This is a genomic window from Arthrobacter sp. K410C (genome assembly GCF_059090105.1).
The window spans coordinates 17528-39824 of sequence record NZ_JBNHFJ010000017.1 but is presented as its reverse complement, the minus strand read 5'-3'; the positions used below and the strand labels follow the sequence as shown (position 1 = coordinate 39824).

Here is a 22297-nt window from a genome sequence, read left to right as displayed (position 1 = left end):
GGAAGACGCAGTTCGTGTTGCCGCCTGTCTGGCAGAAACTCTGCTAAGCGGCGAGATCTGGATCAGTTCACCCCGCTGAGCAGGGTCCTGGAAGAAGGTCACGGTCGTCCTTGGTTTCGCTGGCTGCGACCGACCAGCGGAGCGGCGGCTGCCGCCGCCCTGGATCCCCCAATCCGTCCTTACCCGACCCAGTCTAGCCCGGCGGCGGCGTCGGGCTATCTATTGGAGATGCGGGGCTGCCAGGATCATGTCTGCAAGCGCCATTCCGGTTTCCCTGTTCTGCCTTCCGGAAGGGACCATACGGATTACTGCTACGTAGGGTGTGTCCCACGAGTCGATCTCGATGACCAACAGTGGGCGGCGACTCAAAGGCCTCTTCAGGGTTTCCATCCTGACAGCAATGACTTGCTCCCATGGCACCAGACCGAAATAGACAGGTTGCCTCCGCTGTCGGACCAGCTGCAGGCCGCGGGCGTCTGCGACCAAGTCAAGGATGAATCCGGACCCTTTCGTCTTTGAAGTCAAAGGTCCCTTCTTGAGGAATCTTCCGAGTTCCTTCCCTGTCCAGAAGGTATCGACGACCAGGGCTCCGGGATGGTTCAGCTGCAGCCAGGTTTTGAATGTCCTGGCTTTGTAAAACACCCACCAGAGCCACGGCGGTGTGACAACCGCGATGATAAGCATGGCGACCCCCAGAACCTTAAGGCCGTCCGGGTAGCTAAGGGCTTCATCGAGCTGAATCACCAATCTGACCAATAGGACTGCTATACCGATCAGCCCAAACGACGTACCCAGCTGGCGCTTGTTCACGCGGATCGAACCCCTTCGCCATAATGGGCCAAGACTTCCGGTTGTGGCGACGGTCGTGGCAGTTTCCCATGCACGGAGCCTACAGGCGCCATATCTAATGAGATGAGACGGGCCTAGACGACCGCCCCATCGCCGCGGCGCAGCCTGGGAGCGCGGCGGGGGACACGGGTCGCCCAGTACGTGATCATCAGTCCTGCCGTGGCGGCTCCGCCCGCGTACATCCATGGCGCAGCCCACGATCCTTCGGGCGTCGGAATCGCCACGGCGACCACGACGGCAGCCACTGCCAGGAGAACTTCCATCACAGCCTGCAGGCGCCTCGCTCTGTACTCGGGGTAGGCCAGCCGGAACAGTGGGATTACCGGCAGCAGGAAGACAGTGAAGCTAAAGACCACCCAGATGATGTTGAACGTAAAGATTGCCATGCCCAGCACCAGGAGCCCCAGGAACGTCAGGACCTGCATCGCCCGCAGCCGGTTCTCCGGCGTCCACCGGGTCAACAGCAGGCCCCAGGCCGGTAGCCCGAGCAGCCAGCCGCCGCACCAGAACCCCAGGTCCAGCAGCGCCAACACCACGAGCGCCACGCCGGGCAGCAGAAATGCCACTGCCTGACGCAGCGAGATCTTGCCAGTGGGCCCGAAAATGCAGGCGCCGATCAGCAGGTACGCGGCGATGTACCAGGGCAGCAGCTCGATCACAGGCACTTGGGTCAGGCCGAACACCAGGAGCGTTAGCGCGACGACCATGACGCAGGCTGCTGCGAATATCCAGGGGCGGCGTTCCTGCGGCTGGGTCATGACGGGAGAGAAGCCAGGATGTCGTGCGGCCACACTGTAGTCAGCACGTCGTTGAGCTCCTCGTGCGAGCTGCCCACACAGTAGGGAGTGTGGTCAGTGCTCATCACGGCGAGGTTTACCGGGACCTTGTAGAGGCCCCAGGGCTGGATCTTGTTTGCAAGGTAGCCGGTAAGTTTCAGGTCAGCGTACTCAGGCGCGTTCCAGACCCGGCAGGCGTGCTGGAGGTCGTCGGGGTGGATGGCGATCCAAACCCCGAACCGGAACTCGTGCCCGCCCTCAAGCCTGATGGGGAGCAGGGCCCGGACGAACGGACTGATGTTCGGGATTTGCATGAGGGTGGCCTTGTTGGGGTCCGGGTCGCTCAGCCAACTGTCCTCGGCCCGGTGCTGCTCGGGGCTGTTCAGGACTGGCTCTGGTAGACGGAAGCGGACATCCCTGTCGTGCGCTGCCAACGCCTGTCCGCACATCCCGCACGAGCGCTTCTTCCCAAAGAACATGCTTCCCCCAATTGATGTTTCAGGCGAGTCTACGTGGAGATATGGCATGCGCGCGGGCAAGTGCCCGAGTGCATGCTTCGTCACCTACGACTGACAGTTGGCGCCCCGGCGCCCCCGCCATTTATAGGATTGACCACATAAGTCGGAACTCCCTATTTTGGCAGAGGCGTCGATAGGACGTCGTTCTCATCAAGGGGAACGCCCCGCTCATCGATTCGGAAGTCCTCGATAACGAGGCCGGACCCGCCTCCGCTGGAGGATCGGCCATCGTGAATGCGTGGAATCGACGTGCGCACGCGGTGGGGAATTTATTGCACGGAATGCTCCTGAAGGTTCAGAAGGGTAGTGACCTCCATGTCACCCCGATAGCGGGTATCACGGAGACGACGAGTAGAGCGGCCATGACGAAATTGAATATGAGCATGTGCCTCGGTTTGGACATCACTCGGCCAGCTCCCACACCCAGCAGCGTCCAGGCTGCCGTGCACGGGAGGCCGAACACACCAAAGATCACTGCCATCACTACTACTTCCAGAATGAAGGAGTCCCAGAAGCCAGTGAATGTACTCAGGGCGGCGACTGCCAGCGTCCAGGCTTTTGGGTTGACGATCTGGAACAGTGCCATCTGAATGAATTCCGGCGGTTTCGCGCTCTGCTTGAGAGACAGATCGGTGGGTCCGGTTGCGATTTTCCACGCCAAGTACAGAAGGTAAAGGACACCTATCGGACGAAGGATGTCCAGGATGATGGGCCATTGATTGAGTACATGGCCCAGGCCGACTCCTACCAGGAGGAGCATGACCGGAGGCCTTGGTGATGGTGTTGTTCTGCCCCGGAGTGCCGGCCCCGGCCAGCACAAAAAAGATCAAGGAGAAGATCGCCATCAGATCAACCTATGCCACCGACGGGGCGACGGACTTCGTCAATTGACATAATTGCCGATTTCCTTACCCACCCGCCGAGCCGTGTCTAGCTTTGCAATCCACCGGTCGGGCCAGCCTGCCGCCACCCACTCCGCTTGGGGCTGGTGCCCCAGACCGCCGAGATAGACAACCTCATCTATGGCTGTCTTTTGTCGGGCCATAACTGCTGACACCACATCAAGCGGTCCGTCCCAACCGTATCCATCAAGAAACGCCCTGATCCTGGCTACCCGGTCCAAGGTTTCATCGAATTTGCGGGTTCGGAGCTCTGTTGGGTCGTCCTCAAACGGCGTGAACCATTCAAGGGCATATGCAACATCGCTGAGCCTGTCACCGGGGCGGGCGACGTCCCAATCGAACAGACCGACGGCAACACCGTCGCGCCACGCAAAGTTCGCAGGCTGCGGGTCGCCATGGCAAATCACATCGCCGGCTGAGAACGGCACCGCCCACTTCGCATCTGCGGGAGGCTCCCAACCTAGTGTTGCATCATGAACCCTGCGCAGCAGCCGACCCGCAGAGCGGACCGACTCGTCTCTGAGCTGCTGGTCCCACGCAGCCACGCCGGCTTCACCGGGGATGAGTGTCACGTATTCGAGGTCGCCGTGGATGCTGATCGGTTTGGGAACGGGCAAACCCGAACCTCTCAAATGCCTGAGCAAGGCGTGCACCGTGGGGGTCCATGGTTTGGCTGGCCGCTCAACGAAGTCACGGTTGATGCGGACCTCGCGTTTTTGTCCCACGTGAACAGGTTAGCGGTCACTGCACGGGTATCCGGTTGCACTTTCGATGCGGCAGGATATGACATCGCCGGCCCAAGGACACGGGCTGGTCGACAGTCACCTTCAGTCGTTTCGTGGGTGCTTATGCCTGACACACTGTGAACATGGAGGAAGTTTTGGACGCTGCCCTGGCCCGAGCCGACGCTCTGAGGAGGCGCGACGGTGAGCAGTTACGCCGCCTGCTGCACCCGCAGTTTCGATGGGTTTCGCATAAAGGACACCACTTTGACCGCGATACGTACGTCAAATCCAACATCGAAGGCCAAAACACGTGGCACGCTCAGGTTCTTGAAGAGCCGGAAATCACGATCCTGGGATCCGCGGCTGTGCTTACCTGCACCGTAAGGGATGATGTATCGAACAGCGCGGGGCGAAGGCACTACCGCATGCCAATGACCCAGGTCTGGGTTTACGAGGGAACCTGGAAACTCGTTGCAGGCCACGCCGGACCGCTTATCGAATCTTCGTAGAGCGACTGCACCGGCCAGAACAACCGGTTCCGTGGCACACGTTTTAGATAGACCAGCTTCGGCTGCTGGGACGATCTAGAATTTGAGCCATGTTGGGGACCGGCGAAGGTGTAATCAGCGATGGAGTCATTGCGCTTCGCCCTCTAAACGTGGGGGATGCTACCGACCATCTCGCCGGGGAGGATGCTGAGCTGGTGCGTTGGCTGAACGGAGGCCCTGGCACTAAAGAGTCAGTCCGACGGCACATCGAGCGCGTTGAGAAGATGTGGCAGGACGGCGGACCGGTATTTACTTTCGCGGTCCGGCTCCTGGCCGAAGATACCCTCATCGGAACCATAGACGTCCAACTCCGCCAGGATGCCTACCGCTCCGATCAAGCCAATCTGGCCTACGGGCTCTATCCCGCATGGCGTGGACGTGGCTTCGCCACCCGGGCAGTGCGCCTCGCCCTGGAGTTCCTGCGGCCAGAGGCCAGTGTCCATTCAGCGCTGATCCGGGCCGACCCATTGAACGCGTCATCCGCAGCAGTAGCCCTGCGAGCCGGCTTCAAGTTGGCGAAATCGAGTGCCATAACTGGCGACGGCCATGACTGGTACGAGTACGTGCTGCGCTAAGAGCACATACACGCGGATGTTTATGAAAACGAGAGTGGGATCTGGTCTGGAAAGGTTGGACCCATGACCTCACGTATTCGACTGATTACCACCGGTGACTGTGAAGCTCTGGCCGAACTGCAGATACGCAACCGCGATTTCTTGTCGCCCTGGGATCCCCTTCGAAATGATGACTACTTCACTGTGGAGGGGCAGCGCGCGGACGTCGAGGCAGTTCTGACACGTCACGGGCGTGGCGAGGCCATGCCTTGGGTCGTCTTAGACGATGGTGGCAGGGTCGCTGGGCGCTTGACCCTTAGCGGCATTATCCGCGGCCCGTTCCAGTCGTGCAGCATGGGGTACTGGCTGTCGGAGGACCAGACGGGCAAAGGACTGGCGACAGAGGCCGTCAGGGCAGCAGTTGACTCCGCCTACAACGAGCTGAAACTGCATCGGGTCCAGGCCGAAACGCTGGTTGCCAATGTCTCTTCTCAGAACGTCCTCGCCAGGACGGGCTTTCAGCAGTACGGGCTCGCCCCGAAGTACTTGAAGATCGCCGGCTCGTGGCAGGACCACCTTATGTTCCAGCACCTGAACGACATGTCCTATTCTTAGGGAGATAACCAAAGTTGGGGGAAGAATTATGCGGAAGTACCTAGGCGGTTTTGCCGCCGCTGTTGGCACGGCAATATTGCTGACAGCTTGCGGGGCCGGAGACTCGGCGAGCGATCAGCAACCGAGCAACTCAGTTCGAGCAACGACACCTGCGGCTGCGCGAACATCTACACCAGCACCCACCCCTACGCCGGATAATTCCATCCTGGAGGGTTTCACCCAACTTGAGGTCGTATCTTCGGACTCTAACCGTGTGGGTTACACGTTAGATTTTGACTGGTTATTGCAAGACCCTGGTAAGACTAAGGTCGCGGTAACTGAGGGGGACGCCCTCGGCACAAGTGATCTGACGATATCCTTCGAGTCTGCAATGCAGTTCGGCAATACGACAAAAGGCAAACGGACCTTCTTTTTACAAGACGATGGAGGCGTGGGCGTTTATATTCGCTATCCCGCCGACAGCCCTGTTTGCAAATACTCCACAAACTGGGCCGCAAACAAGCAGGCATCCTGCTTTGTAGACACTTGGGATGGTTCCATAGTTGGGATTAGGTTCAAGGACTTCCCAACGCTGAATGACATCACGGAGGGTCAGGTTACCAAGGTGCTCCGTACCAAGCATGAGCTCATCCTTCGGGATGTGCCTGAAGCTGAAGCGGAGCAAGTTTCTGCGGCAGCGCTGAACTATGAGCGAGTGGTTTTGTACATGCATTACGGCGACACCGCGGATAAATTCAAGAGTACTTGTGCTCAGTCAGCCCTCGAGAATCTGGACTACGCCTCTGTCTATGTTCCCCTTGGGGCAGTGGGTGCAACAGACTACTGCAAGGCTTAGGACGCGCCGACAACGTGCATTACATGTTGACCCTCAATGTGGTTCTACGATTTCCTCGGTGCATATGCGCCGGGTTGATGGTTCTCCCCACACAGCTCGGGTAGACCGTGGAGGCGTCCGCTGCTGGATCGGCCTGGGGGCGGCGGCAGCAGGGTCTACCAGTTGAGGTCCTGTTCTCCCAGCGAACAAAACCGTGGCGACGTCCTGTCACCGGATTCGACAAGTTCCCGCAGTTCTCGGGCGGCAGTGCCGGGGTCTTTGGAGGCATCGGCCTGTCCCATGGCGGTTGCCAGTTTGCCAGGGTGCACTGCCCAGCAGCGGACTCTGCCGTGGAGATCCTGCGCCAGAGAAACAGTCAGCATGTTCTGGGCGGCCTTTGAGATCTTGTAGGCATAGCTGGTCGACAGATCCGCGAAGTCACCCCTGGCCTGGGCGCTAAGAGAACCCAGCCGTGAAGTGACGTTGACGATAATCGGATCCGGCGCCGCCAGCAGGTTCGGCAAGAGGAACTGCACCAGTCGCAGCGGGCCGGCGACGTTCACATCGACTGCGTTCAGCACCCGGGCAGGGTCGATCGACCCAAGCGGGGCATGAAGCGCTCCCTGGGCTGCGTTGTTGATGAGCAGATCGAGTGCGCGGCCGCGCACAGCCTCCGTCAGCTCGGTGCCGGGATCATTACGAACATCCCATTGCACAAGTGTGGCGTCCTTTAACTTGGCCGGCTCCGGAAGTGACCTTGCGATGGCGATGACGTTCCACCCGGACTGTGACAACTCCTGCACCAGGGCACGGCCCAGACCTCTACCTGTGCCTGTGACGACGGCGAGCTTACTCATCGGATCAGGCTAATCGAAAGGGCCTTGTGCTTTTTCGTCCCGGTGATTTTCCGTGACAGGATCCTGATATGACTCCTGCGCCTTCTGCGGGGGATACGGCAATGAGAGAAGCAGCCGGCATCTGGGCTCGCGCCACCGCACGCCGTGGCCGTCTTCCGGCCATCCCAACGGTCGAAGACAAGCTGCCCGGTATCGAAGCAGCCCTTGCCTCCGAAGGGGCCCTGCTCTTGATCACCCGCGTCGAGGGAGAAGCAAGGGCCTTCGCCGTCGTCATTCCGTGCGCCGGCGTTCTGGAAGTGCTGTACCTGGCTGTTGACCCGGCATCATGGGGCAAAGGACTCGCCCGCCAGCTCCTCAACCACCTCAAAAAACTCTCCGCGGAAAGGAACACCTCAATGGAGCTTTGGGTCATCGCGGACAACAGTAGAGCGATCGCATCCTACGAAAGTGCCGGGTGGACCAGAACAGCGGACATCAAGGTTCGTAACTCGTCAGGCCGGCCGGAACGCCGCTACATTCTCACTCTCTGAAACGTGCAGCCCGGCCGAAGGGCCTTCTTCCACCATTGAGATTCACCGACCCGAGGGCGGGACAATCCCGCCACCATCTGGTTCACGTCAGCTACGTCATCGAACGCCCGCAGCTCACCCCTCAGACTCAGACTTAGGTATCCACTTTACGGACGCCGACGTACACTCCCGGTATGGCATCGCAGGGGGTAAGCCGGTTCAAGGTCGCGCTAATCGTCGTTCTGGCACTGTTTGCAGTCGCCATCGCGGCCGGGGCAGTAGTAGCGGGAATCGTGGAATCGAACAAGAAGCCCGCAAAGGCTGCGGCCACGGTCACTAAGACCCCTACGGAAGCCAGATTATTCCCCGTTACCCCCTCCAGGTCCCCAACCCCAGAGCCCACCGCAGCTCCGCCGCCTGCCTGGACACCCACGGCCCAAGCGCCGGTACCGGTAGCAACCGCCCCGCCGGTCCTTGAAACAATCCAGGCCCCTGCTCCTGCTCCAGCTCCTGTCCGGAGACAATGTCCTTCCGGTTCCGTTACCGCTCAATTGACGTCGGTGACTTTCGACATGGGGACACCGGACTTATATCTGACTGAGGTCACCATCACTGGCCGAGGAATCCTCACGAACAACACCAACTCACCCATCGGGGTCGGCGAGGATGACATACCGAACTTCCAGGGTCTGGACGAGCGTGGACAATCCATTGTCATCGAGCTCTACGGCACCTACGACTGGGCCCCGCCACCAGGGCAACCGAGCATGGGCGAATTCGTACTGGAGCCTGGAGCATCTGTCGCCTATACGGCCGTCAGCAAGACCTGGGACACCATGGTGAAGGACGTCAAGTTCTGGTATTCGGCCACCGTCCCCGGTTCCATACTCTTGTACTTTCCCGGCCGGGATGTTGTTTGCCCTGTTTCGGGCATGACCCCTGCGGAGGGCAAAGCGATCCCGAACACCTTCGGCGGGGCCGGATAGATCAGACCCAGATGCGCTGCCTTCTGATAATCGGGTCCACCTGAAGGTAAGTCCCGCTAGGCTCAGCTCGGCTCCCACGTGCACGGAATGGACGTGAACCCCGAAACCAGTCGAGTCCCCAAACCGCACACAGATCCCGGACGGCGCACCCTCCAGTCGCCAGCGCTACAGTCAAAGAAGCAGCCTCCGAGAACACAAAGGATCGCCATGACAACCCGATGGACTCCGCAAACGGAACAAGACATCACTGCCGGGATTCAAACCGGAACCATCCGCGAAACCCATCACATGGAAGTCAAGGCAACCGCCCGCAACGAAGCCATCGCCGCCACCATCGCCAGCCTTGCGATAGACGGCGGCACGTTCGTCCTCGGCATTGAGGAAATTGTCGAAGACGGCGGCCGGAAGCGCCTTTCCCCCATACCCCTTGAACTGGCGGGCCAGCCCGAACGAGTCGATGCCGTCGCCAGGAACAGCATCGATCCGCCCATGACCGTTCACACCCTCGAAATACCCTCAGAGGCCGAGCCGACCCTCGGCTACCTGGTCATCGACATTGACCCCTCCCCCGTTGCACCCCACATGGCCAACGGCGCCTACTACGGCCGCGGCGAAACCAGCCGCCACAAACTCTCTGACAGGGAAGTCCGCCGTTACCACCAGCTGCGACAAAGCCAGGACGACCTCGCCGCCCGCCTGCTGGACCAGGAGGAAGCCCGCGACTACCTCACCCCGGAGCAGAGCAGACAAGGCCACCTCTACCTGGTAGCCGAGCCTCTCGGTCGGATACCAACCGCGGGTCTGGAGTTCCTTCGGAAACCCAGGGAAGTCCGCGACGTCATCAAGTTGGGCAGCGGCAACTTGGGCAACGATCCAGGACTGCATCCCAGCGAAGCGGGAACCATGCGCGAACGCGACGCGGGGACAGCGTTCATCACTGAACAAGCAGACGGTCCGGGTCGGACGCCCAACGCCGCCCCGGTATGTGCAGAGCTATTGGGAGGCAGGCCTTCTCGACATCGAGGTGCAGCGGACCGGGGGAATCCGGGTCTACCTGTCAACGGCTACCGCGCCGCACCAGGACGGTGAGTTCCTGGTTTGAGACGGGGTAATCGTCACCTACGCGCGGCACCTGATCGCCTGGATCACCGGCATGGCGCCGAAAACCGGATACAACGGACACTGGGCCCTTGGCCTTCGCGCCACACGCCTCCGCGGGCACCGCTCAGAGTTCAGGACCAGCCTGGCGCGCTACGGCACCGCCGGGGCCATGGACACTGACCGGTACTCCCGGGTTACCGTTGCCTCAAGTCGGGACATGCAGGACCGGCCAGAGGATGTTGTTGCTGCGCTTGTCGGGGATCTTCTGAGGGTCCTGGGGACGGCAGGAGAGCACGGCGTCGGCTGATAGTGCCCGGACGTGCAGGGAAGGGCGCCCCACCTCTCAGTGAGCGGACCTCCCTACGTGTTTGGCGCAATCGCCATCGGAATCCTGCGTTGCAGGATTCCCCGGGAACAAGCAGCGCCGCCTACGGTTCTTTGGCGCTCGGAGGATCTCCGAAGCATATTCGCACAGGCTTTGACTGACCAGCCAAGTTTTCCTTGCAGTGACAACGGCGACGACGAGGACTAGGGCCGCACCAAGGGCATGGTCCTGGACGTAAGGAAGGCCCTGAGTGCTTCCGGCTCCAAAAAAATGCCTTTCTTCGTCGCCTGGTTTACGTCACGCCAGCCCTCGACATAGACCCGCAGGCAGTCCCGCCGCCGGTTGACAGACCCGCATTGGGACGAAAATCAGCCCCTTGCAGACTCCCCTTCGGCCCTTGGGAAACGCCGATAATGGAGATTTCGTCAACCGGCCTCGGGCCGACTAGGCCCTGCTTGTTAGTAACGCGGCCGGAACAGGGCGTCGCTCTGAGCCGTCCATGGCTGGGGTCAATTCAGGTTATCCACGGCTGGGATAGGGAGCCGTCGGGTAGCTCCCTGGTAGCGGTAGCGGTGGATAACTAATGAGAATTGTCGCCGGCTCTGGGCGGCGGCAACAGAAATTAACTCCCGCCGCTTTTGCAGTCCAGGCAAGGTATCGCTTGTCAGGGTGGGGGGTGCCGCACCTGTGCGGCACTCAGGCTCCTGGACTTGATCGTCGGTGACGATCGATAGGTGATCATTCCGCAGGCGTGGCTTCCAAGGATCGTTGCAAAGCCTAAGGGCTTTTAGGAGTTGCAACTTAGCGGAAAAGGTCGCGGCACCTACTTAGTTGTTGCTTCTTCCGACTAGGTTTTCCAGCGTCTTGCCGGTCTGAAGTGCTGCCAGGTTCCTTCTGATCAGTGCTGCCACTCCTTGTGGCCTGTTTCCCGCGACGTGCGGCGTGATGATGAGATTTTCTGTCGTCCATAGTGGTGAGGCGGAGGGCAGTGGTTCGTTCTGTGCGACGTCGATGGCGGCGGCCCTTAGCTGCTTCTTTTCGAGGGCGGATATGAGGTCTGCTTCGTTGACCGTTGAACCACGTCCCGCATTGATGAAAACCGAGCCTTGCGGCATTGCAGTGAACACACTGTTGTCAAACAAGTTGTCGGTTCGTACAGAGGCAGGCACGAGTGAGATGAGCACATTTGTGCTTCCCAGCAGTTCCCGGGCGGTATCTTCTGTCATTACGGGGTAGCCTGAACGCCTGCCGGCAGTGCTTGCCACACCCGTGACCTTTGCTCCCAAGGATGTGAGCAGGGGAGCCAGCTTCGCTGCAATGGAGCCAAATCCCCAAATGAGGACGTTTGCGCCGGTGAGTGTGTAGTCGCCGGCGCTGTCCGGGCTCGCCTGGTCATGAAGGTACTCGTTGTCCCACGTCCTGGATTGCTGGGCGAGGTAGAGCCGGTCGAGTCTCCGGACGCAGGCCAGCAGGAGGGTAAGGGTGTGCTCGGCCACCGGCCCGTCATGGAGGGAGCGGCCCGAACATATTTGTACCGGCTCAGGAAAGCCGGCTGCGGTGACAGCGTCCGTCCCCGAGGCCAGGGCTTGCACCAGGCGCAGTCGCGTGAGGTGTTTTGCCGCGGCTGCCAGTTGTGCCGGGGGGTTCTGCCACGCAACCAGAACCTCGGCATCCCTATGCACTTCCGGTATTGGGGCGTGTACGTCATAGACGATGAAGTCATCCACCCTTTCACCTGTAAACGACTCTGAACTGACCGTTGACGGAATCAGAACCTTCATTGCATCCCACCTCTTCTTTTGGTCCTAGGGCCACTTTGCCTAGAAGTCTTACCTCTTGCATCTTACTCGTAAGACGTATATCTTGTGACTATGCACACATCAGATGAGTCCGGTCGGCAGCGCCGCTATTTGAATGTCGCCCAAGACCTGTTGATGGCCATTACCAATGGCGAGTTCGCAGCAGGAGAGCGGCTACCCGCCCATACCGATATCGCCGCTAAGTATCAGGTTTCCCGGCCTACCGCGCGGGAAGCGTTCCTGGCCTTGGAGCTTGTAGGAGCAATCGAGGTTCGCCATGGTGACGGGACATTCGTACGGCGCGCTGCGAAGGTCGGCGGGCCCGAAGGTTCCCCCCTTGACGTCCCACCGCGGGAGTTGATTGAGACGCGCCTGTCGATTGAGCCTGTAGCAGCCAGCTTGGCGGCCACCAGAATTACGTCTGAGCGGATTTCCAAGTTGGAGCGGTATCTGGATCGCCAGGCCGAACTTGTGGAGGACTCCACAGGGGTTGCCGAATTTGTGGCCTTGGGGCTTCAGTTCCACTCGGACTTGGCCCCGGGGTGCGGCAACTCAATCCTTTCGGGGATTATCGAGCAGCTGGTGAACATCGAATCGCATCCACTGTGGGTCCTCGTCAATCAGCAAGGCTTGCCGGACCCGGCGTCTCGGCAGGTGCAAGTCGACGAGCACCGTGCCGTCCTCAAGGCAGTCCGCGGCGGCGATCCATTATCCGCAGCCGAGGCGATGCGAAACCATCTTGGGCATCTGGACCGTGCCATTTTCATGAACGGAGGCGGCACTCGTGCCTGACCAAACGATCCCTACGCCCTATGACCTTGTTGTTACCGGCGGCCTTGTCGTCAACGCCACCGGATCCACCGAGGGCACCGTCCTGATCAAAGACGGGCGCATCGCAGGGATCCTCGACGTGGACGCGCCGTTGCCCCCACATAAGCGACAGATCGACGCGACAGGTCAGCTGGTTCTGCCCGGAGGGGTCGATCCGCACTGCCACGTCGGGCAGGTGCTCGGTGAATTCTCCATGCTGGACAGTCACGCTCAGGCAAGCATTGCCGCTCTGTGGGGCGGTACCACCACCATCATTGATTTCGCCATTCCGGAACCGGGCCAAAGCCCGCTTCAGGCTGTGTACGAGAAGCGCAAGGCTGCGCAGGATACCCGCACAGACCTGGCCCTGCACGGTGGTGTTGTCGCCTGGGACAACACCACGCGCGATCAACTCCTGTCCTTGGCTGAACTCGGAGTCCTCACGGTCAAGATGTTCACAACATATCGTGACGGGGTGATGGCCGGATTCGACACCATCGAAAGAGTCATGGAAGTCCTTGCCGGTCTCGGTGGCGTAGCAATTATTCACGCCGAGGAGAATCACCTGGTCGAGCAGGCGCAAAACTATGAGCGGGAGCATGGGCGCGGCGACTCCCGGCACCACGGGCTGACGCGGCCCGAAGCAGCTGAAGCAGCTGCTGTCTCCCGCGCCCTGGGGATCGCGGCAAGCACTGGATCGGCGGTCTACTTCGTGCACCAGACGACGCCCGATGTCGTGGATTTGGTTGCAGATGCCAGGTCCAGGGGCATCCGCGCCTACTCCGAGACCTGCCCGCACTACATCACTTTGGACGACAGCGTCTATGAAAGCGGGCGACCCGAACTTTTCGTTTGCTGCCCGCCAATCCGCTCCGCTGCCGCCATGACTGGACTGAGGGACCGGGCGATCAGGGGCATGGTCCACACCCTGGGTTCTGATCACTGCTGCTACTCCAGCGCACAGAAAGAAAAATACTCCCACGACGTGACCTCAATGCCCAACGGTCTCCCTGGTGTCGAAAACCGCATGACGGTGTCCTTTGACACGCTCGTCATCCGCGGTGGAATGAGTGTTGAAAACTTCGTGGCGATGTCTTCAACAAATCCCGCCGTCCTCAATGGCCTCAGGTCCAAGGGCTGGATAGGCCCGGGCGCGGATGCGGACGTGGTCATTTTCGACCCCACGATGACGAAGGTAATCAGCGCAAAGACGCACCATATGAACTCTGATTATTCGCCGTACGAGGGCACGGAGTTCACCGGCTGGCCCACGGCGGTGATCAGCGCAGGACGCGTCGTTATTGACGACGACGGGTTCCACGATCCAGGGCCCGTTGGACGTCACCTCTTCTCAAAAGCCCAGCTCGCCGCCGTCCCGCTCCTGGCGGCACCCGAGGTCGGCGGAACACAGACCATGATTACCGGATCCAACAAAGAGGAGCTCCTGGCATGACCCGAAAAGTGATTCTCGACGTCGACACGGGAACCGACGACGCAATCGCGATCATGTTGGCGGCCCAGTCCCGGCCACTGGATTTGATCGCCTGCACCACCGTGTGGGGTAACCACGATGTTGACACCACCACCGAGAACACACTGCGGACTCTCGACCTGATCGGTCGTCAGGACATTCCGGTGTACCGGGGGCTCGGTAAGCCCTACGCACCCATCCCGTTCCTATTCGAAGACCACGTTGACAGCGAGCGGGAAGTTATTCATCCTCATGATTTCCCGGCGCCGCCCACCTTCCGACAGGCATCTCAGCAGCCGGCAGTGGAATGGCTGGTGGAAACTCTGCGGGCAACCACGGAGCAGATCACTTTGGTGCCAGTAGCACCATTGACGAACATCGCAGCAGCTATCACTCTGGACCCTCGGATCGTTCAGGCGATCGACGAGGTCGTCATCATGGGCGGTGGGCATGCCTTGGGAAACGTCACGGCTTCAGCCGAAGCAAACATCTGGCATGACCCGGTCGCAGCAGACGTCGTCCTGCAGGCAGGCTTCGAACGAGTCGTGCTGGTGCCCCTCGATGCGACCCATAAAGCCAACATGTCCTTGCGTCACACCGCCGCCCTGCGTGCCATTGGCACTCCGGCCGCGGGTGTGGCTGCAGACATCGTCGAGCAGCGAATCCATGGCTATAACGAAACCCAGCCACAGGATGAACCGGATTCGGCTCCCGTGCATGATGCCCTCTGCATCGCGTACCTCTTAGACCCGACCGTGGTCGACCTGGCGGCCTACCACGTCGCCGTTGACACGGTCAGCCCGCTGGCTTTTGGCAAAACGTTTGTCGATGTCGCCTCACGCACCCGCAAAAAGCCCAACGCATTTGTGGCGTTGGGCGCGGACGCGGACCTGTTCAACAAGCTTCTTTTCGAGGCATTGAGCGAAGGGAGATAGGTAGCTAGTCCCTAACGCGGAGGGTGAATGCCTAGGAAACGAACACCCTCCCACGCCAGAAACGAGGAGTTACTTTGTACGCCAACATTACATCACGACGACGGACAAGCCGTCTGATTCTTACAACACTTGCCATTGGGGCTTTGGCCTCATCCGTGGTTGCCTGTTCACCGAGTTCCCCGGCCACCAGCGCCAACTGCCCCGACGGGTCAGCCAAGCTTAAGGTTCTGCGGTCCACGACCAACGTGCCAACGGATGCCCAGATGGCCGACTACACGACCAAGACCAACGGGTGCGTCACCTTCGATGTCACCGATGTGCCTTTCGGACAGTACGCTGACAAGGTCAGTGTCCTCAGTTCCTCGGCCAACGCACCGGACATCTACGGATATGACATGCCGGAGACCGCGAACTATGCCTCCAAAGGCGTACTGCTTCCCCTTGATAGTCACCTGCCTGAGGGGTGGAAAGACGACGTCTTGCCGGCGACCCTCACAGAGGGCAGCTACGAGGGCAAGGTTTACACCATGGGCGTTCAGCAGGACGCCCTCGGCCTGTACTACAACAAGACCCTGACTGACCAGGCCGGCATCACCGTCCCCACGACGCTGGATACCGCTTGGACGTGGGAGCAGGCCCGCGATGCCATGCTGAAGTGCCAACAGGGGACCCCTGGCAGCCCAACAATTTACGGGCTCGCGCCGACGCAGCTGGGTTCAGGCACTCCGGGGCCTGTTTACAGCGACCTGCTGTATCTTCGCAGCGCCGGCGACCCTAAGGCGCCAAAGGATTCGTCAGCGTACAAGACCTTCTATGCCATTTCTCCAGATGGCAAAGAGGTCGACGGCTGGCTGAACACGCCCGAAGCTGTTGAAGCGGCAGGCTTCTACCAGTCACTTTATAACGGTGACAAGGCGGTCACCTCCAAGACCGGCCGGCCGAATGCATTCCTGGACGGCAAAGCCTGTTTCGATATGTTCCACGCGGGGCAGGTCCAGCCCTTGAAGGACGCCAAGGTGTCATTCGACTGGGGTGTCGCGCCACTTCCCTACATCAAGACCCCGATCGTTCATACCGGCGCGATCACTGTTGCGGCCTCGGCGAAATCGAAGCAGGCAGACGCGGCCGCGAAGTTCGTGGTTGCCGTGAGCACGGGTTCGGCAGCTAAGGACTATAACCAGAAAAACGGCCGCCTTCCCACGCTGAACAGTGTTTACAAGGAACTGCCGGAATTCCAGCAGCCCCCGCAGAGTGTGTTCTACAGTGAGCTGGAGAAGTGGGGCCAGCCGCGGCCGCCTACTACGCACTTCTCCCAGTACAGCCAGATCGTGGAGAACGCGCTGAAAAACATCGCCTACGGTGGCGACCCCAAGGGCGAGCTCGACCAGGCAGTGACCAAGCTGTCGCCGCTGATGTCCCGGTAAGGAGACCGTCCATGTCATCCACGACGACGAGGACGAGGCTCGTCCGTGGAACTGGAAGGAAGCGGTCGCGGCGAGAATTACTCGTCGCGGCCGGCTTCCTGGCCCCGTTCCTCATCATCCTCGCAGTATTCCAATACGTCCCTGTTGTACTCCTTATCAAGAACAGCCTTCTCAGTTACACGCTTATCAACCCCGACCTGCAGACGTTCGTGGGGTTGGAGAATTTCGCCCGGATCTTCAGCGATCCAGCGGCTCTTCAAACCATAGGGGTCACGCTGATCTTCGCGGTAGGAATGGTCGTCCTGATCATCCCGCTGGGCTTCCTCCTGGCTACGTATCTTAATCAACCCCTTCCAGGCAGGGGAATCCTTCGGACAGCGGTATTCCTCCCGGTCATCACATCATCGGTTGTGGTCGCAACGCTGTGGAATTTCCTGCTGGCCAACGAAGGACTCGTCAACGCTGTCCTGAACTCTTTGGGGTTTGGTACCGCCTCGTTCCTAACCGACCAGGCTTTGGCTTTGCCATCGATCATCATCATGAGTGTCTGGCAGCAAGTTGGCATGGCCGCCATCCTCTACCTCGGCGGACTTCAGTCCATTCCCGGTGACGTAATGGAGGCATCGGTCCTCGACGGTGCAGGGGGGCTGAAGCGGACATTTCTGATCGTGATCCCGCTCCTCTCCCGAACCACGGTAATGGTGGTCGTCATCATGACAGTCTTTGCGCTTCAATCATTCACTCCGGCCTACGTCATGACCCAAGGCGCTCCGGGGGGCACCACCAACCTGCTCGTTTACGAGATCTACAAACAGGCTTTCACGCTACAGGACCCGGGCTTCGCTTCAGCACTGTCGGTTCTGCTGTTGGTCGGCGCCATCACCATCAGCCTCGTTCAAATGAGACTTCTCCGAACCCGATGGGACTACTGAGATGACACAGCTGACACCGCAACGCGTGTCGGACGACGCCGGAGCCGGGGACGGCACGCGCGGAAACGACGATAGGACCGGCCGTAGTCGCGTGCCCGTCCGGCTATGGCAGCGGATCTGGACAACGGTCGTCGTCATTGCAATTCTGATGGCTTTCGTCCTGCCATATGAGTGGATGTTCGTCTCAGGCCTAAAGAGCCAGTCGAGCATCTTCGCGGACATCAGTCCGCTTAGTTGGAAGACGTTTGTCCCACTCGCCGTGACCTTCGAGAACCTCCAGGAACTGTTCGTTGACAGGGGCGTCGGCCGTGCCCTGCTGAACTCGTTCCTGGTCGCAGCATTCCAGGTGGTGGCCTCACTCATACTGTGTACTTTGGCGGCCTATGCGCTGACGAGAATCGCCTTCAAGGGCCGTAATGCGGTGTTCGCCGTCATACTTGCCACGTTCATGCTTCCGGCCGAAGCGCTCGTCGTTCCGCTGTACCAGCTGATCTCCGCGATGAGCCTGCAGGACACCCTTTTCGCCGTGGGCGTCCCCTGGATCGCCAGCGCGTTCGGGTTGTTCCTGCTCCGTCAGTCCTTCGAAGCGGTTCCCCTGGAACTCGACGAAGCGGCCAAACTCGACGGCGCAGGCCACTTCCGGATTTTCTGGTCAGTCATTCTCCCCGTGGTCCGGGTCGACCTCGTCACGTTTGTACTGATGATTTTCCTGTTCTCGTGGAACGCATTCCTCTGGCCCCTCGTGGCCATCCAGAGCACTGAAAACACACTTGTGCAGGTCGCCGTCGCGCAGTCAGTGTCCCCCGGGGCGCTGCCAAACTGGGGCCTGACATTCGCGGGCGCCTCCGTGGCCACCATCCCCCTGCTAATCCTCTTCATTTTCCTTCAACGACTCTTCATCCCCGGGCTCGCCCGATCCGGACTGAAGTAAAGCCGATCCAACAAACTCCTAAGGAGAGTAATTAAGTGCCTAAGAAGATCATTCTCGACGTTGACCCCGGACACGATGACGCGATAGCCATCCTGCTCGCGCAGGGAAATCCTGATATTGAACTGGCCGCCATCACTTCTGTCGCCGGCAACCAGGTCCTGGCAAAGACAACCTACAACGCACAGCGTGTTGCCACGCTCGTCGGTGCGATCAACATCCCGATCGCCGCCGGCGCGGAATTCCCCCTGGTGCGTGAACAGATCACCGACGGCGAAGTGATCGCCGGATCCGTCCACGGTGTCTCCGGGCTGGACGGCCCGGAGCTGCCGGAACCCGCGATGGAGCTCGATCCTCGCCATGCCGCACAGCTCATCGTGGACCTTGTCATGGCAGGGGAGCAGGACGAGTACACGCTCGTTCCCACCGGTCCTGTGACCAACATTGCGTTGGCCATGCGGCTGGAACCGAAAATAGTGGACCGCGTAAAGGAGGTCGTCCTCATGGGCGGGGCCTACACCCAGGGGAACGCCACGCCTGCGGCCGAGTTCAACATCCTCGCCGACCCGGAAGCTGCCGCAGCCGTTTTCGCAGCTAAGTGGCAGGTAACGATGGTCGGCCTCGATCTCACCCACCAGGCAGTTGCCACCCCTGAGGTGAAGGAACGGATTCGCGCGATCGGAACACCCATTTCCCAGGTAGTGGTCGAATGGCTCGACTTCTTCGGCGCAAACTACGATTCCGTGTGGAAGATGCCCTACCCGCCAATCCACGATGCCTGCGCAGTCGCCCGCGTCATCAACCCCTCCGTTGTCGGCGTGAAGGAAGCCTTCATCGCCGTCGAAACACAGGGTAAATGGACCTACGGCGAAACCGTTACCGACTTTCTCGGAGCCTACGGCCTGCCCTTCAACAACCTCGCAGCCACCACTTTGGACTTCGACGCTTTCTGGGACCTCATCATCGACGCCATCAAGCAAGTCAGCTAGCCGACACAACTCCGTCCCGGCCTGCGCCTCGGTAGGCCGGGACGGCACCCTTTTGCTCACCTACAGAAAGGCAAGACCGCATGCGCCTCGCAGGCCGCACAGCTATCGTCACCGGAGGATCGTCCGGAATCGGCCGGGCAATTGCCGTCCGCTTCGCCCGTGAAGGTGCGAAAGTTGTTGTCAGCGACATCCGGGAAGATCCGATTTGGAGCGGCGACGACGAGACGCCCACAGCCGACCTGATCAACGCCGATCACGGAACCGCAGTTTTCCACCAAACCGACGTCTCAAAGGCCGAAGACATCGACGGACTGGTATCTCGGGCTGTCGACGAGTTCGGGCGTCTGGACATCCTCGTCAACAACGCAGGCCTGGTGTTTTCATCCTCGGTGCTCAAAACGAGCGAAGAAGACTGGGACCGCTTGATGGACGTGAACCTTCGGGGTCAGTTTCTCAGCTGCAAACGTGGTATCGGCCAAATGATTGATCAGGAACCCATCGGTGAAGTCCGCGGCCGGGTCATCAACGTGGCCTCACAGCACGGTCTCGTCGGCCCCCCTGATTTCTTCGCCTATGCCGTCAGCAAAGGCGGAATGATCCAAATGACCCGACAGCTCGCCGTCGACTACGCCAAACATGGAATCATCGTCAATGGTATCGCCCCGGGACGGATCATCACCGGCACCCATCCCGGCGAGGTCGATATGACCGACCCGGTCCTCGAGTACTCCCGGTCCCGCACGCCCTTCCCAAGGCTGGGCCGGGCTGAGGACGTCGCGGGGGCGGCCCTGTTCCTGGCATCAGACGACTGCAGCTACATCTCGGGACATAACCTGCTGGTTGACGGCGGATGGATGGCGTACTGATGACAACGCCTACAGGACCCCAGCGTGACCTTGTGGGCTACGGGGCACACATCCCAAAAGTCACCTGGCCGGACAATGCAAGCATCGCAGTCAACATCGTAGTGAACTACGAGGAAGGCTCCGAGTACTCCTACGCTGCAGGAGACGGTGAAAACGACGTGCTGGGCGACTCCGGCTACCGTTTTCCGGCACACGTGCGCGACCTGGCGCAGGAATCGATGTACGAGTACGGGAGCAGGGCCGGCATTTGGCGGCTCCTGAGGCTCTTCGATGAGCTTCACGTGCCGGCCACTTTCTTCGGCTGCGCGGTGGCCTTTGAAAAGAATCCCGCCGTCGCCGCTTACGCCAGCCGAGCAGGGCATGACCTCGTCTCACACGGCTGGCGGTGGGAGGAACATTGGCGCCTAAGCCGGGATGAGGAACGCGAGCACATACGCCTGGCCGTGGAATCCTTCGAAAAGACATGGGGCAGCCGGCCCACAGGCTGGTACTGCCGGTACGGGCCGTCGGTGAACACCCGGGAGCTTGTCGTCGAAGAAGGAGGCTTCGCCTTCGACTGCGACGCCTACAACGACGACCTTCCGTACTTCACCACGGTCAACGGCAAGGAACACCTTGTCGTACCGTATTCCCAGACCTACAACGACTCCCAGGGGTCCAAAAACCCCTCGGAGTTCCTCGACTACATCCAACGGGCTTTCGACGAATTGTGGCTCGAAGGTGAACGCGGGTTCCCCAAGATGATGTCCATAGGACTGCACCCACGGCTGGTCGGCCAAGCCGCCCGCACGTCGGCTTTGCGCCAGTTCATCACCTACGCCCAGCAAAAGGGCGGCGTATGGTTCGCCCGGCGAAACGACATCGCGGACTGGTGGTCCACACACCACCAGGACTTCCCGCGCATCGATAGCCTGCGAGCGTCTTGCTGACCGGCGGACAGGTTCCATACCAGTCGCGCTGGCGCTCGATGTGGGAAACGCTCGAGAGCGAAGGGCTGGACGCACTGGTCATCCACGGCCGAGGACAGACCGCCCACTACGGCAACATCGCACACCTCACCGGACACATCCCCAACAACAAGGGATTGTTCGTTGTCATTGCCCGGAGCCGGGCGCCAGAGGTCATCGCCTCTTCGGTTCAGGTTGCCCGCTACGTCCTCATGGACCAGTCTCTGGCACCCGGAGTTGTCGTCCGCGCCCCGGGCAACAGCCCCAAGGCAACGTTGTACACAGAAATTGCGGCAGCCGCGGGCCCAGGGACCGTCGGTCTGGCCGCCTCCGATGAGAATGGCCTGGCCCACAAAGACCACACCGGGATCCTTGCAGCCATGGAACCGGGTGCCCGGGTCATTGACGCCTTCGGGATCATGGAATCACTGCGCAGGCAACCGGAGACGATCAAAACAGAACAGCTCCGCCGCTCCATGGCCAGGGCCGAGGGCGCAATGGAAGCCGCTGCACACCGGCTGCGGAGCGACGGCACCGAAGCAGACGTCGCGGGTGCCATCGCGCAGTATCTGCGTTCCCACGGCTCACTTTTTGACATCATCCATGTCGCTGCGAACGAGTTTCATGGCCAGCACCCCGGCGAGAGGCCAATCTTGGACGGGGACCTGGTCACTGTTTTCATCGAAACCGCCGCGGCCGACGGGCACTGGGTCGAACTCGGTGCATTGTTCGCCCTGGGCGACGTGAGCACCCAGCGCCTCATGCTCGCCGACCAGACCGTGAAAGCACTTGACGGTGCCGCCAGCTACCTCCGTGACGGACACCAGGCCAGCGCCGTCGCGGGATTCCTGGGCACGCAGGGGCGTCACACTATCGGATTCGGACACTGCATTGGCCTGGATGAGATACCCCTACCCATCACCAACGGATCCGCGTGGACACTGCTCGACGGCGAGGCCATCGCCTTGCACCCGAGCCTCGTAAGTGAGGGCGGGCAGGAGTCAGCAGGGGTCGCCAACACCTACGTCGTCGGTGAAACCGGCGGGGTCCCCTTATCCCATTACCCCACAACACTGCGGCGGATCAGCCGCTCACACCAGTAACCACCAAGAAGGAA

25 protein-coding genes are annotated in these 22297 nt (G+C 60.4%); 18 read left to right on the top strand and 7 right to left on the bottom strand.

Annotated features, from left to right (window positions below; genetic code table 11):
- Window positions 1-219: 219 nt before the first annotated feature.
- From AC5RU7_RS18040 to AC5RU7_RS18020, 5 genes are all read right to left on the bottom strand, one after another.
- Window positions 220-810, bottom strand: a complete 591-nt coding sequence (locus AC5RU7_RS18040; RefSeq protein ID WP_494053385.1) for a hypothetical protein — start codon at window positions 808-810, stop codon at window positions 220-222.
- A gap of 113 nt (window positions 811-923) precedes the next feature.
- On the bottom strand, window positions 924-1607 hold the full coding sequence (locus tag AC5RU7_RS18035) for a hypothetical protein (RefSeq protein WP_494053384.1): 684 nt from the start codon (window positions 1605-1607) through the stop codon (window positions 924-926).
- Complete coding sequence (locus AC5RU7_RS18030; RefSeq protein WP_494053383.1) at window positions 1604-2104, bottom strand: DUF2199 domain-containing protein; 501 nt, start codon at window positions 2102-2104, stop codon at window positions 1604-1606. The genes AC5RU7_RS18035 and AC5RU7_RS18030 overlap by 4 nt, the downstream gene beginning before the upstream one ends.
- 334 nt (window positions 2105-2438) lie before the next feature.
- Window positions 2439-2903, bottom strand: a complete 465-nt coding sequence (locus AC5RU7_RS18025; RefSeq protein ID WP_494053382.1) for a LysE family translocator — start codon at window positions 2901-2903, stop codon at window positions 2439-2441.
- Window positions 2904-3026: 123 nt separating this feature from the next.
- A complete protein-coding gene (locus AC5RU7_RS18020) occupies window positions 3027-3770 on the bottom strand; it encodes a phosphotransferase enzyme family protein (protein ID WP_494053381.1) in 744 nt (247 codons plus the stop codon).
- A gap of 143 nt (window positions 3771-3913) precedes the next feature.
- Here AC5RU7_RS18020 and AC5RU7_RS18015 point away from each other — a divergent pair, with 143 nt between their 5' ends.
- From AC5RU7_RS18015 to AC5RU7_RS18000, 4 genes are all read left to right on the top strand, one after another.
- Window positions 3914-4279 carry a nuclear transport factor 2 family protein gene (locus AC5RU7_RS18015; protein ID WP_494053380.1) on the top strand — a complete coding sequence of 122 codons (366 nt, stop codon included), beginning with the start codon at window positions 3914-3916 and terminating at the stop codon, window positions 4277-4279.
- An 89-nt stretch (window positions 4280-4368) separates the two neighbouring features.
- Complete coding sequence (locus tag AC5RU7_RS18010; RefSeq protein WP_494053379.1) at window positions 4369-4893, top strand: GNAT family N-acetyltransferase; 525 nt, start codon at window positions 4369-4371, stop codon at window positions 4891-4893.
- 63 nt (window positions 4894-4956) lie between these two features.
- On the top strand, window positions 4957-5487 hold the full coding sequence (locus tag AC5RU7_RS18005; RefSeq protein ID WP_494053378.1) for a GNAT family N-acetyltransferase: 531 nt from the start codon (window positions 4957-4959) through the stop codon (window positions 5485-5487).
- A 253-nt stretch (window positions 5488-5740) separates the two neighbouring features.
- Window positions 5741-6322, top strand: a complete 582-nt coding sequence (locus AC5RU7_RS18000) for a hypothetical protein (protein WP_494053377.1) — start codon at window positions 5741-5743, stop codon at window positions 6320-6322.
- Between the two features lie 155 nt (window positions 6323-6477).
- Here AC5RU7_RS18000 and AC5RU7_RS17995 read toward each other — a convergent pair whose 3' ends face one another.
- A complete protein-coding gene (locus AC5RU7_RS17995; protein WP_494053376.1) occupies window positions 6478-7158 on the bottom strand; it encodes an SDR family NAD(P)-dependent oxidoreductase in 681 nt (226 codons plus the stop codon).
- Between the two features lie 101 nt (window positions 7159-7259).
- Here AC5RU7_RS17995 and AC5RU7_RS17990 point away from each other — a divergent pair, with 101 nt between their 5' ends.
- The 4 genes from AC5RU7_RS17990 to AC5RU7_RS17975 all read left to right on the top strand — a co-directional run bounded on the left by AC5RU7_RS17990 (window position 7260) and on the right by AC5RU7_RS17975 (window position 10061).
- Window positions 7260-7688 carry a GNAT family N-acetyltransferase gene (locus AC5RU7_RS17990; RefSeq protein WP_494053375.1) on the top strand — a complete coding sequence of 143 codons (429 nt, stop codon included), beginning with the start codon at window positions 7260-7262 and terminating at the stop codon, window positions 7686-7688.
- A 539-nt stretch (window positions 7689-8227) separates the two neighbouring features.
- A complete protein-coding gene (locus AC5RU7_RS17985; protein WP_494053374.1) occupies window positions 8228-8653 on the top strand; it encodes a hypothetical protein in 426 nt (141 codons plus the stop codon).
- Window positions 8654-8860: 207 nt separating this feature from the next.
- Complete coding sequence (locus tag AC5RU7_RS17980; protein WP_494053373.1) at window positions 8861-9742, top strand: AlbA family DNA-binding domain-containing protein; 882 nt, start codon at window positions 8861-8863, stop codon at window positions 9740-9742.
- Window positions 9743-9806: 64 nt separating this feature from the next.
- Complete coding sequence (locus AC5RU7_RS17975; protein WP_494053372.1) at window positions 9807-10061, top strand: hypothetical protein; 255 nt, start codon at window positions 9807-9809, stop codon at window positions 10059-10061.
- A gap of 845 nt (window positions 10062-10906) precedes the next feature.
- On the opposite strand, the gene AC5RU7_RS17970 is transcribed toward AC5RU7_RS17975, so the two are convergent.
- Window positions 10907-11860, bottom strand: coding sequence for an NAD(P)-dependent oxidoreductase (locus AC5RU7_RS17970; protein ID WP_494053371.1), 954 nt, complete (start codon window positions 11858-11860; stop codon window positions 10907-10909).
- Window positions 11861-11950: 90 nt separating this feature from the next.
- Between AC5RU7_RS17970 and AC5RU7_RS17965 the strand changes: the two genes are divergently transcribed.
- The 10 genes from AC5RU7_RS17965 to AC5RU7_RS17920 all read left to right on the top strand — a co-directional run bounded on the left by AC5RU7_RS17965 (window position 11951) and on the right by AC5RU7_RS17920 (window position 22283).
- Complete coding sequence (locus AC5RU7_RS17965) at window positions 11951-12670, top strand: FadR/GntR family transcriptional regulator (RefSeq protein ID WP_494053370.1); 720 nt, start codon at window positions 11951-11953, stop codon at window positions 12668-12670.
- Window positions 12663-14141 (top strand): amidohydrolase family protein, encoded by a 1479-nt coding sequence (locus AC5RU7_RS17960; protein WP_494053369.1) that lies wholly within the window; start codon window positions 12663-12665, stop codon window positions 14139-14141. The genes AC5RU7_RS17965 and AC5RU7_RS17960 overlap by 8 nt, the downstream gene beginning before the upstream one ends.
- The gene (locus tag AC5RU7_RS17955) at window positions 14138-15094 is read left to right on the top strand and encodes a nucleoside hydrolase (protein WP_494053368.1); all 957 of its coding nucleotides are present in this window, start codon (window positions 14138-14140) and stop codon (window positions 15092-15094) included. Before AC5RU7_RS17960 ends, AC5RU7_RS17955 begins: the two co-directional genes overlap by 4 nt.
- A gap of 263 nt (window positions 15095-15357) precedes the next feature.
- Entirely contained in the window at window positions 15358-16518 is a 1161-nt protein-coding gene (locus AC5RU7_RS17950; protein ID WP_494053367.1) for an extracellular solute-binding protein, read from the top strand.
- Between the two features lie 11 nt (window positions 16519-16529).
- A complete protein-coding gene (locus AC5RU7_RS17945) occupies window positions 16530-17450 on the top strand; it encodes a carbohydrate ABC transporter permease (protein WP_493956112.1) in 921 nt (306 codons plus the stop codon).
- A gap of 1 nt (window position 17451) precedes the next feature.
- The gene (locus AC5RU7_RS17940) at window positions 17452-18381 is read left to right on the top strand and encodes a carbohydrate ABC transporter permease (RefSeq protein WP_493956111.1); all 930 of its coding nucleotides are present in this window, start codon (window positions 17452-17454) and stop codon (window positions 18379-18381) included.
- A gap of 35 nt (window positions 18382-18416) precedes the next feature.
- The gene (locus AC5RU7_RS17935; RefSeq protein ID WP_494053366.1) at window positions 18417-19367 is read left to right on the top strand and encodes a nucleoside hydrolase; all 951 of its coding nucleotides are present in this window, start codon (window positions 18417-18419) and stop codon (window positions 19365-19367) included.
- An 80-nt stretch (window positions 19368-19447) separates the two neighbouring features.
- The gene (locus tag AC5RU7_RS17930; RefSeq protein ID WP_494053365.1) at window positions 19448-20233 is read left to right on the top strand and encodes an SDR family NAD(P)-dependent oxidoreductase; all 786 of its coding nucleotides are present in this window, start codon (window positions 19448-19450) and stop codon (window positions 20231-20233) included.
- Window positions 20233-21162 carry a polysaccharide deacetylase family protein gene (locus tag AC5RU7_RS17925; protein WP_494053364.1) on the top strand — a complete coding sequence of 310 codons (930 nt, stop codon included), beginning with the start codon at window positions 20233-20235 and terminating at the stop codon, window positions 21160-21162. The genes AC5RU7_RS17930 and AC5RU7_RS17925 overlap by 1 nt, the downstream gene beginning before the upstream one ends.
- Window positions 21156-22283 carry a M24 family metallopeptidase gene (locus AC5RU7_RS17920; protein WP_494053363.1) on the top strand — a complete coding sequence of 376 codons (1128 nt, stop codon included), beginning with the start codon at window positions 21156-21158 and terminating at the stop codon, window positions 22281-22283. The genes AC5RU7_RS17925 and AC5RU7_RS17920 overlap by 7 nt, the downstream gene beginning before the upstream one ends.
- The last annotated feature ends 14 nt before the right edge of the window (window positions 22284-22297 follow it).

What these genes read in the sequence shown, in the direction of transcription:
- AC5RU7_RS17925 (WP_494053364.1), top strand. Translation starts at nt 20,233, where the DNA reads ATGACAACGCCTACAGGACCCCAGCGTGACCTTGTGGGCTACGGGGCA.
- AC5RU7_RS18015 (WP_494053380.1), top strand. Translation starts at nt 3,914, where the DNA reads ATGGAGGAAGTTTTGGACGCTGCCCTGGCCCGAGCCGACGCTCTGAGG.
- AC5RU7_RS18025 (WP_494053382.1), bottom strand. Translation starts at nt 2,903, where the DNA reads ATGCTCCTCCTGGTAGGAGTCGGCCTGGGCCATGTACTCAATCAATGG.
- AC5RU7_RS17965 (WP_494053370.1), top strand. Translation starts at nt 11,951, where the DNA reads ATGCACACATCAGATGAGTCCGGTCGGCAGCGCCGCTATTTGAATGTC.
- AC5RU7_RS17995 (WP_494053376.1), bottom strand. Translation starts at nt 7,158, where the DNA reads ATGAGTAAGCTCGCCGTCGTCACAGGCACAGGTAGAGGTCTGGGCCGT.
- AC5RU7_RS17940 (WP_493956111.1), top strand. Translation starts at nt 17,452, where the DNA reads ATGACACAGCTGACACCGCAACGCGTGTCGGACGACGCCGGAGCCGGG.
- AC5RU7_RS17970 (WP_494053371.1), bottom strand. Translation starts at nt 11,860, where the DNA reads ATGAAGGTTCTGATTCCGTCAACGGTCAGTTCAGAGTCGTTTACAGGT.
- AC5RU7_RS17975 (WP_494053372.1), top strand. Translation starts at nt 9,807, where the DNA reads ATGGCGCCGAAAACCGGATACAACGGACACTGGGCCCTTGGCCTTCGC.
- AC5RU7_RS18035 (WP_494053384.1), bottom strand. Translation starts at nt 1,607, where the DNA reads ATGACCCAGCCGCAGGAACGCCGCCCCTGGATATTCGCAGCAGCCTGC.
- AC5RU7_RS17930 (WP_494053365.1), top strand. Translation starts at nt 19,448, where the DNA reads ATGCGCCTCGCAGGCCGCACAGCTATCGTCACCGGAGGATCGTCCGGA.
- AC5RU7_RS17950 (WP_494053367.1), top strand. Translation starts at nt 15,358, where the DNA reads ATGGCCGACTACACGACCAAGACCAACGGGTGCGTCACCTTCGATGTC.
- AC5RU7_RS18030 (WP_494053383.1), bottom strand. Translation starts at nt 2,104, where the DNA reads ATGTTCTTTGGGAAGAAGCGCTCGTGCGGGATGTGCGGACAGGCGTTG.
- AC5RU7_RS18010 (WP_494053379.1), top strand. Translation starts at nt 4,369, where the DNA reads ATGTTGGGGACCGGCGAAGGTGTAATCAGCGATGGAGTCATTGCGCTT.
- AC5RU7_RS17955 (WP_494053368.1), top strand. Translation starts at nt 14,138, where the DNA reads ATGACCCGAAAAGTGATTCTCGACGTCGACACGGGAACCGACGACGCA.
- AC5RU7_RS18005 (WP_494053378.1), top strand. Translation starts at nt 4,957, where the DNA reads ATGACCTCACGTATTCGACTGATTACCACCGGTGACTGTGAAGCTCTG.
- AC5RU7_RS17990 (WP_494053375.1), top strand. Translation starts at nt 7,260, where the DNA reads ATGAGAGAAGCAGCCGGCATCTGGGCTCGCGCCACCGCACGCCGTGGC.
- AC5RU7_RS17980 (WP_494053373.1), top strand. Translation starts at nt 8,861, where the DNA reads ATGACAACCCGATGGACTCCGCAAACGGAACAAGACATCACTGCCGGG.
- AC5RU7_RS17945 (WP_493956112.1), top strand. Translation starts at nt 16,530, where the DNA reads ATGTCATCCACGACGACGAGGACGAGGCTCGTCCGTGGAACTGGAAGG.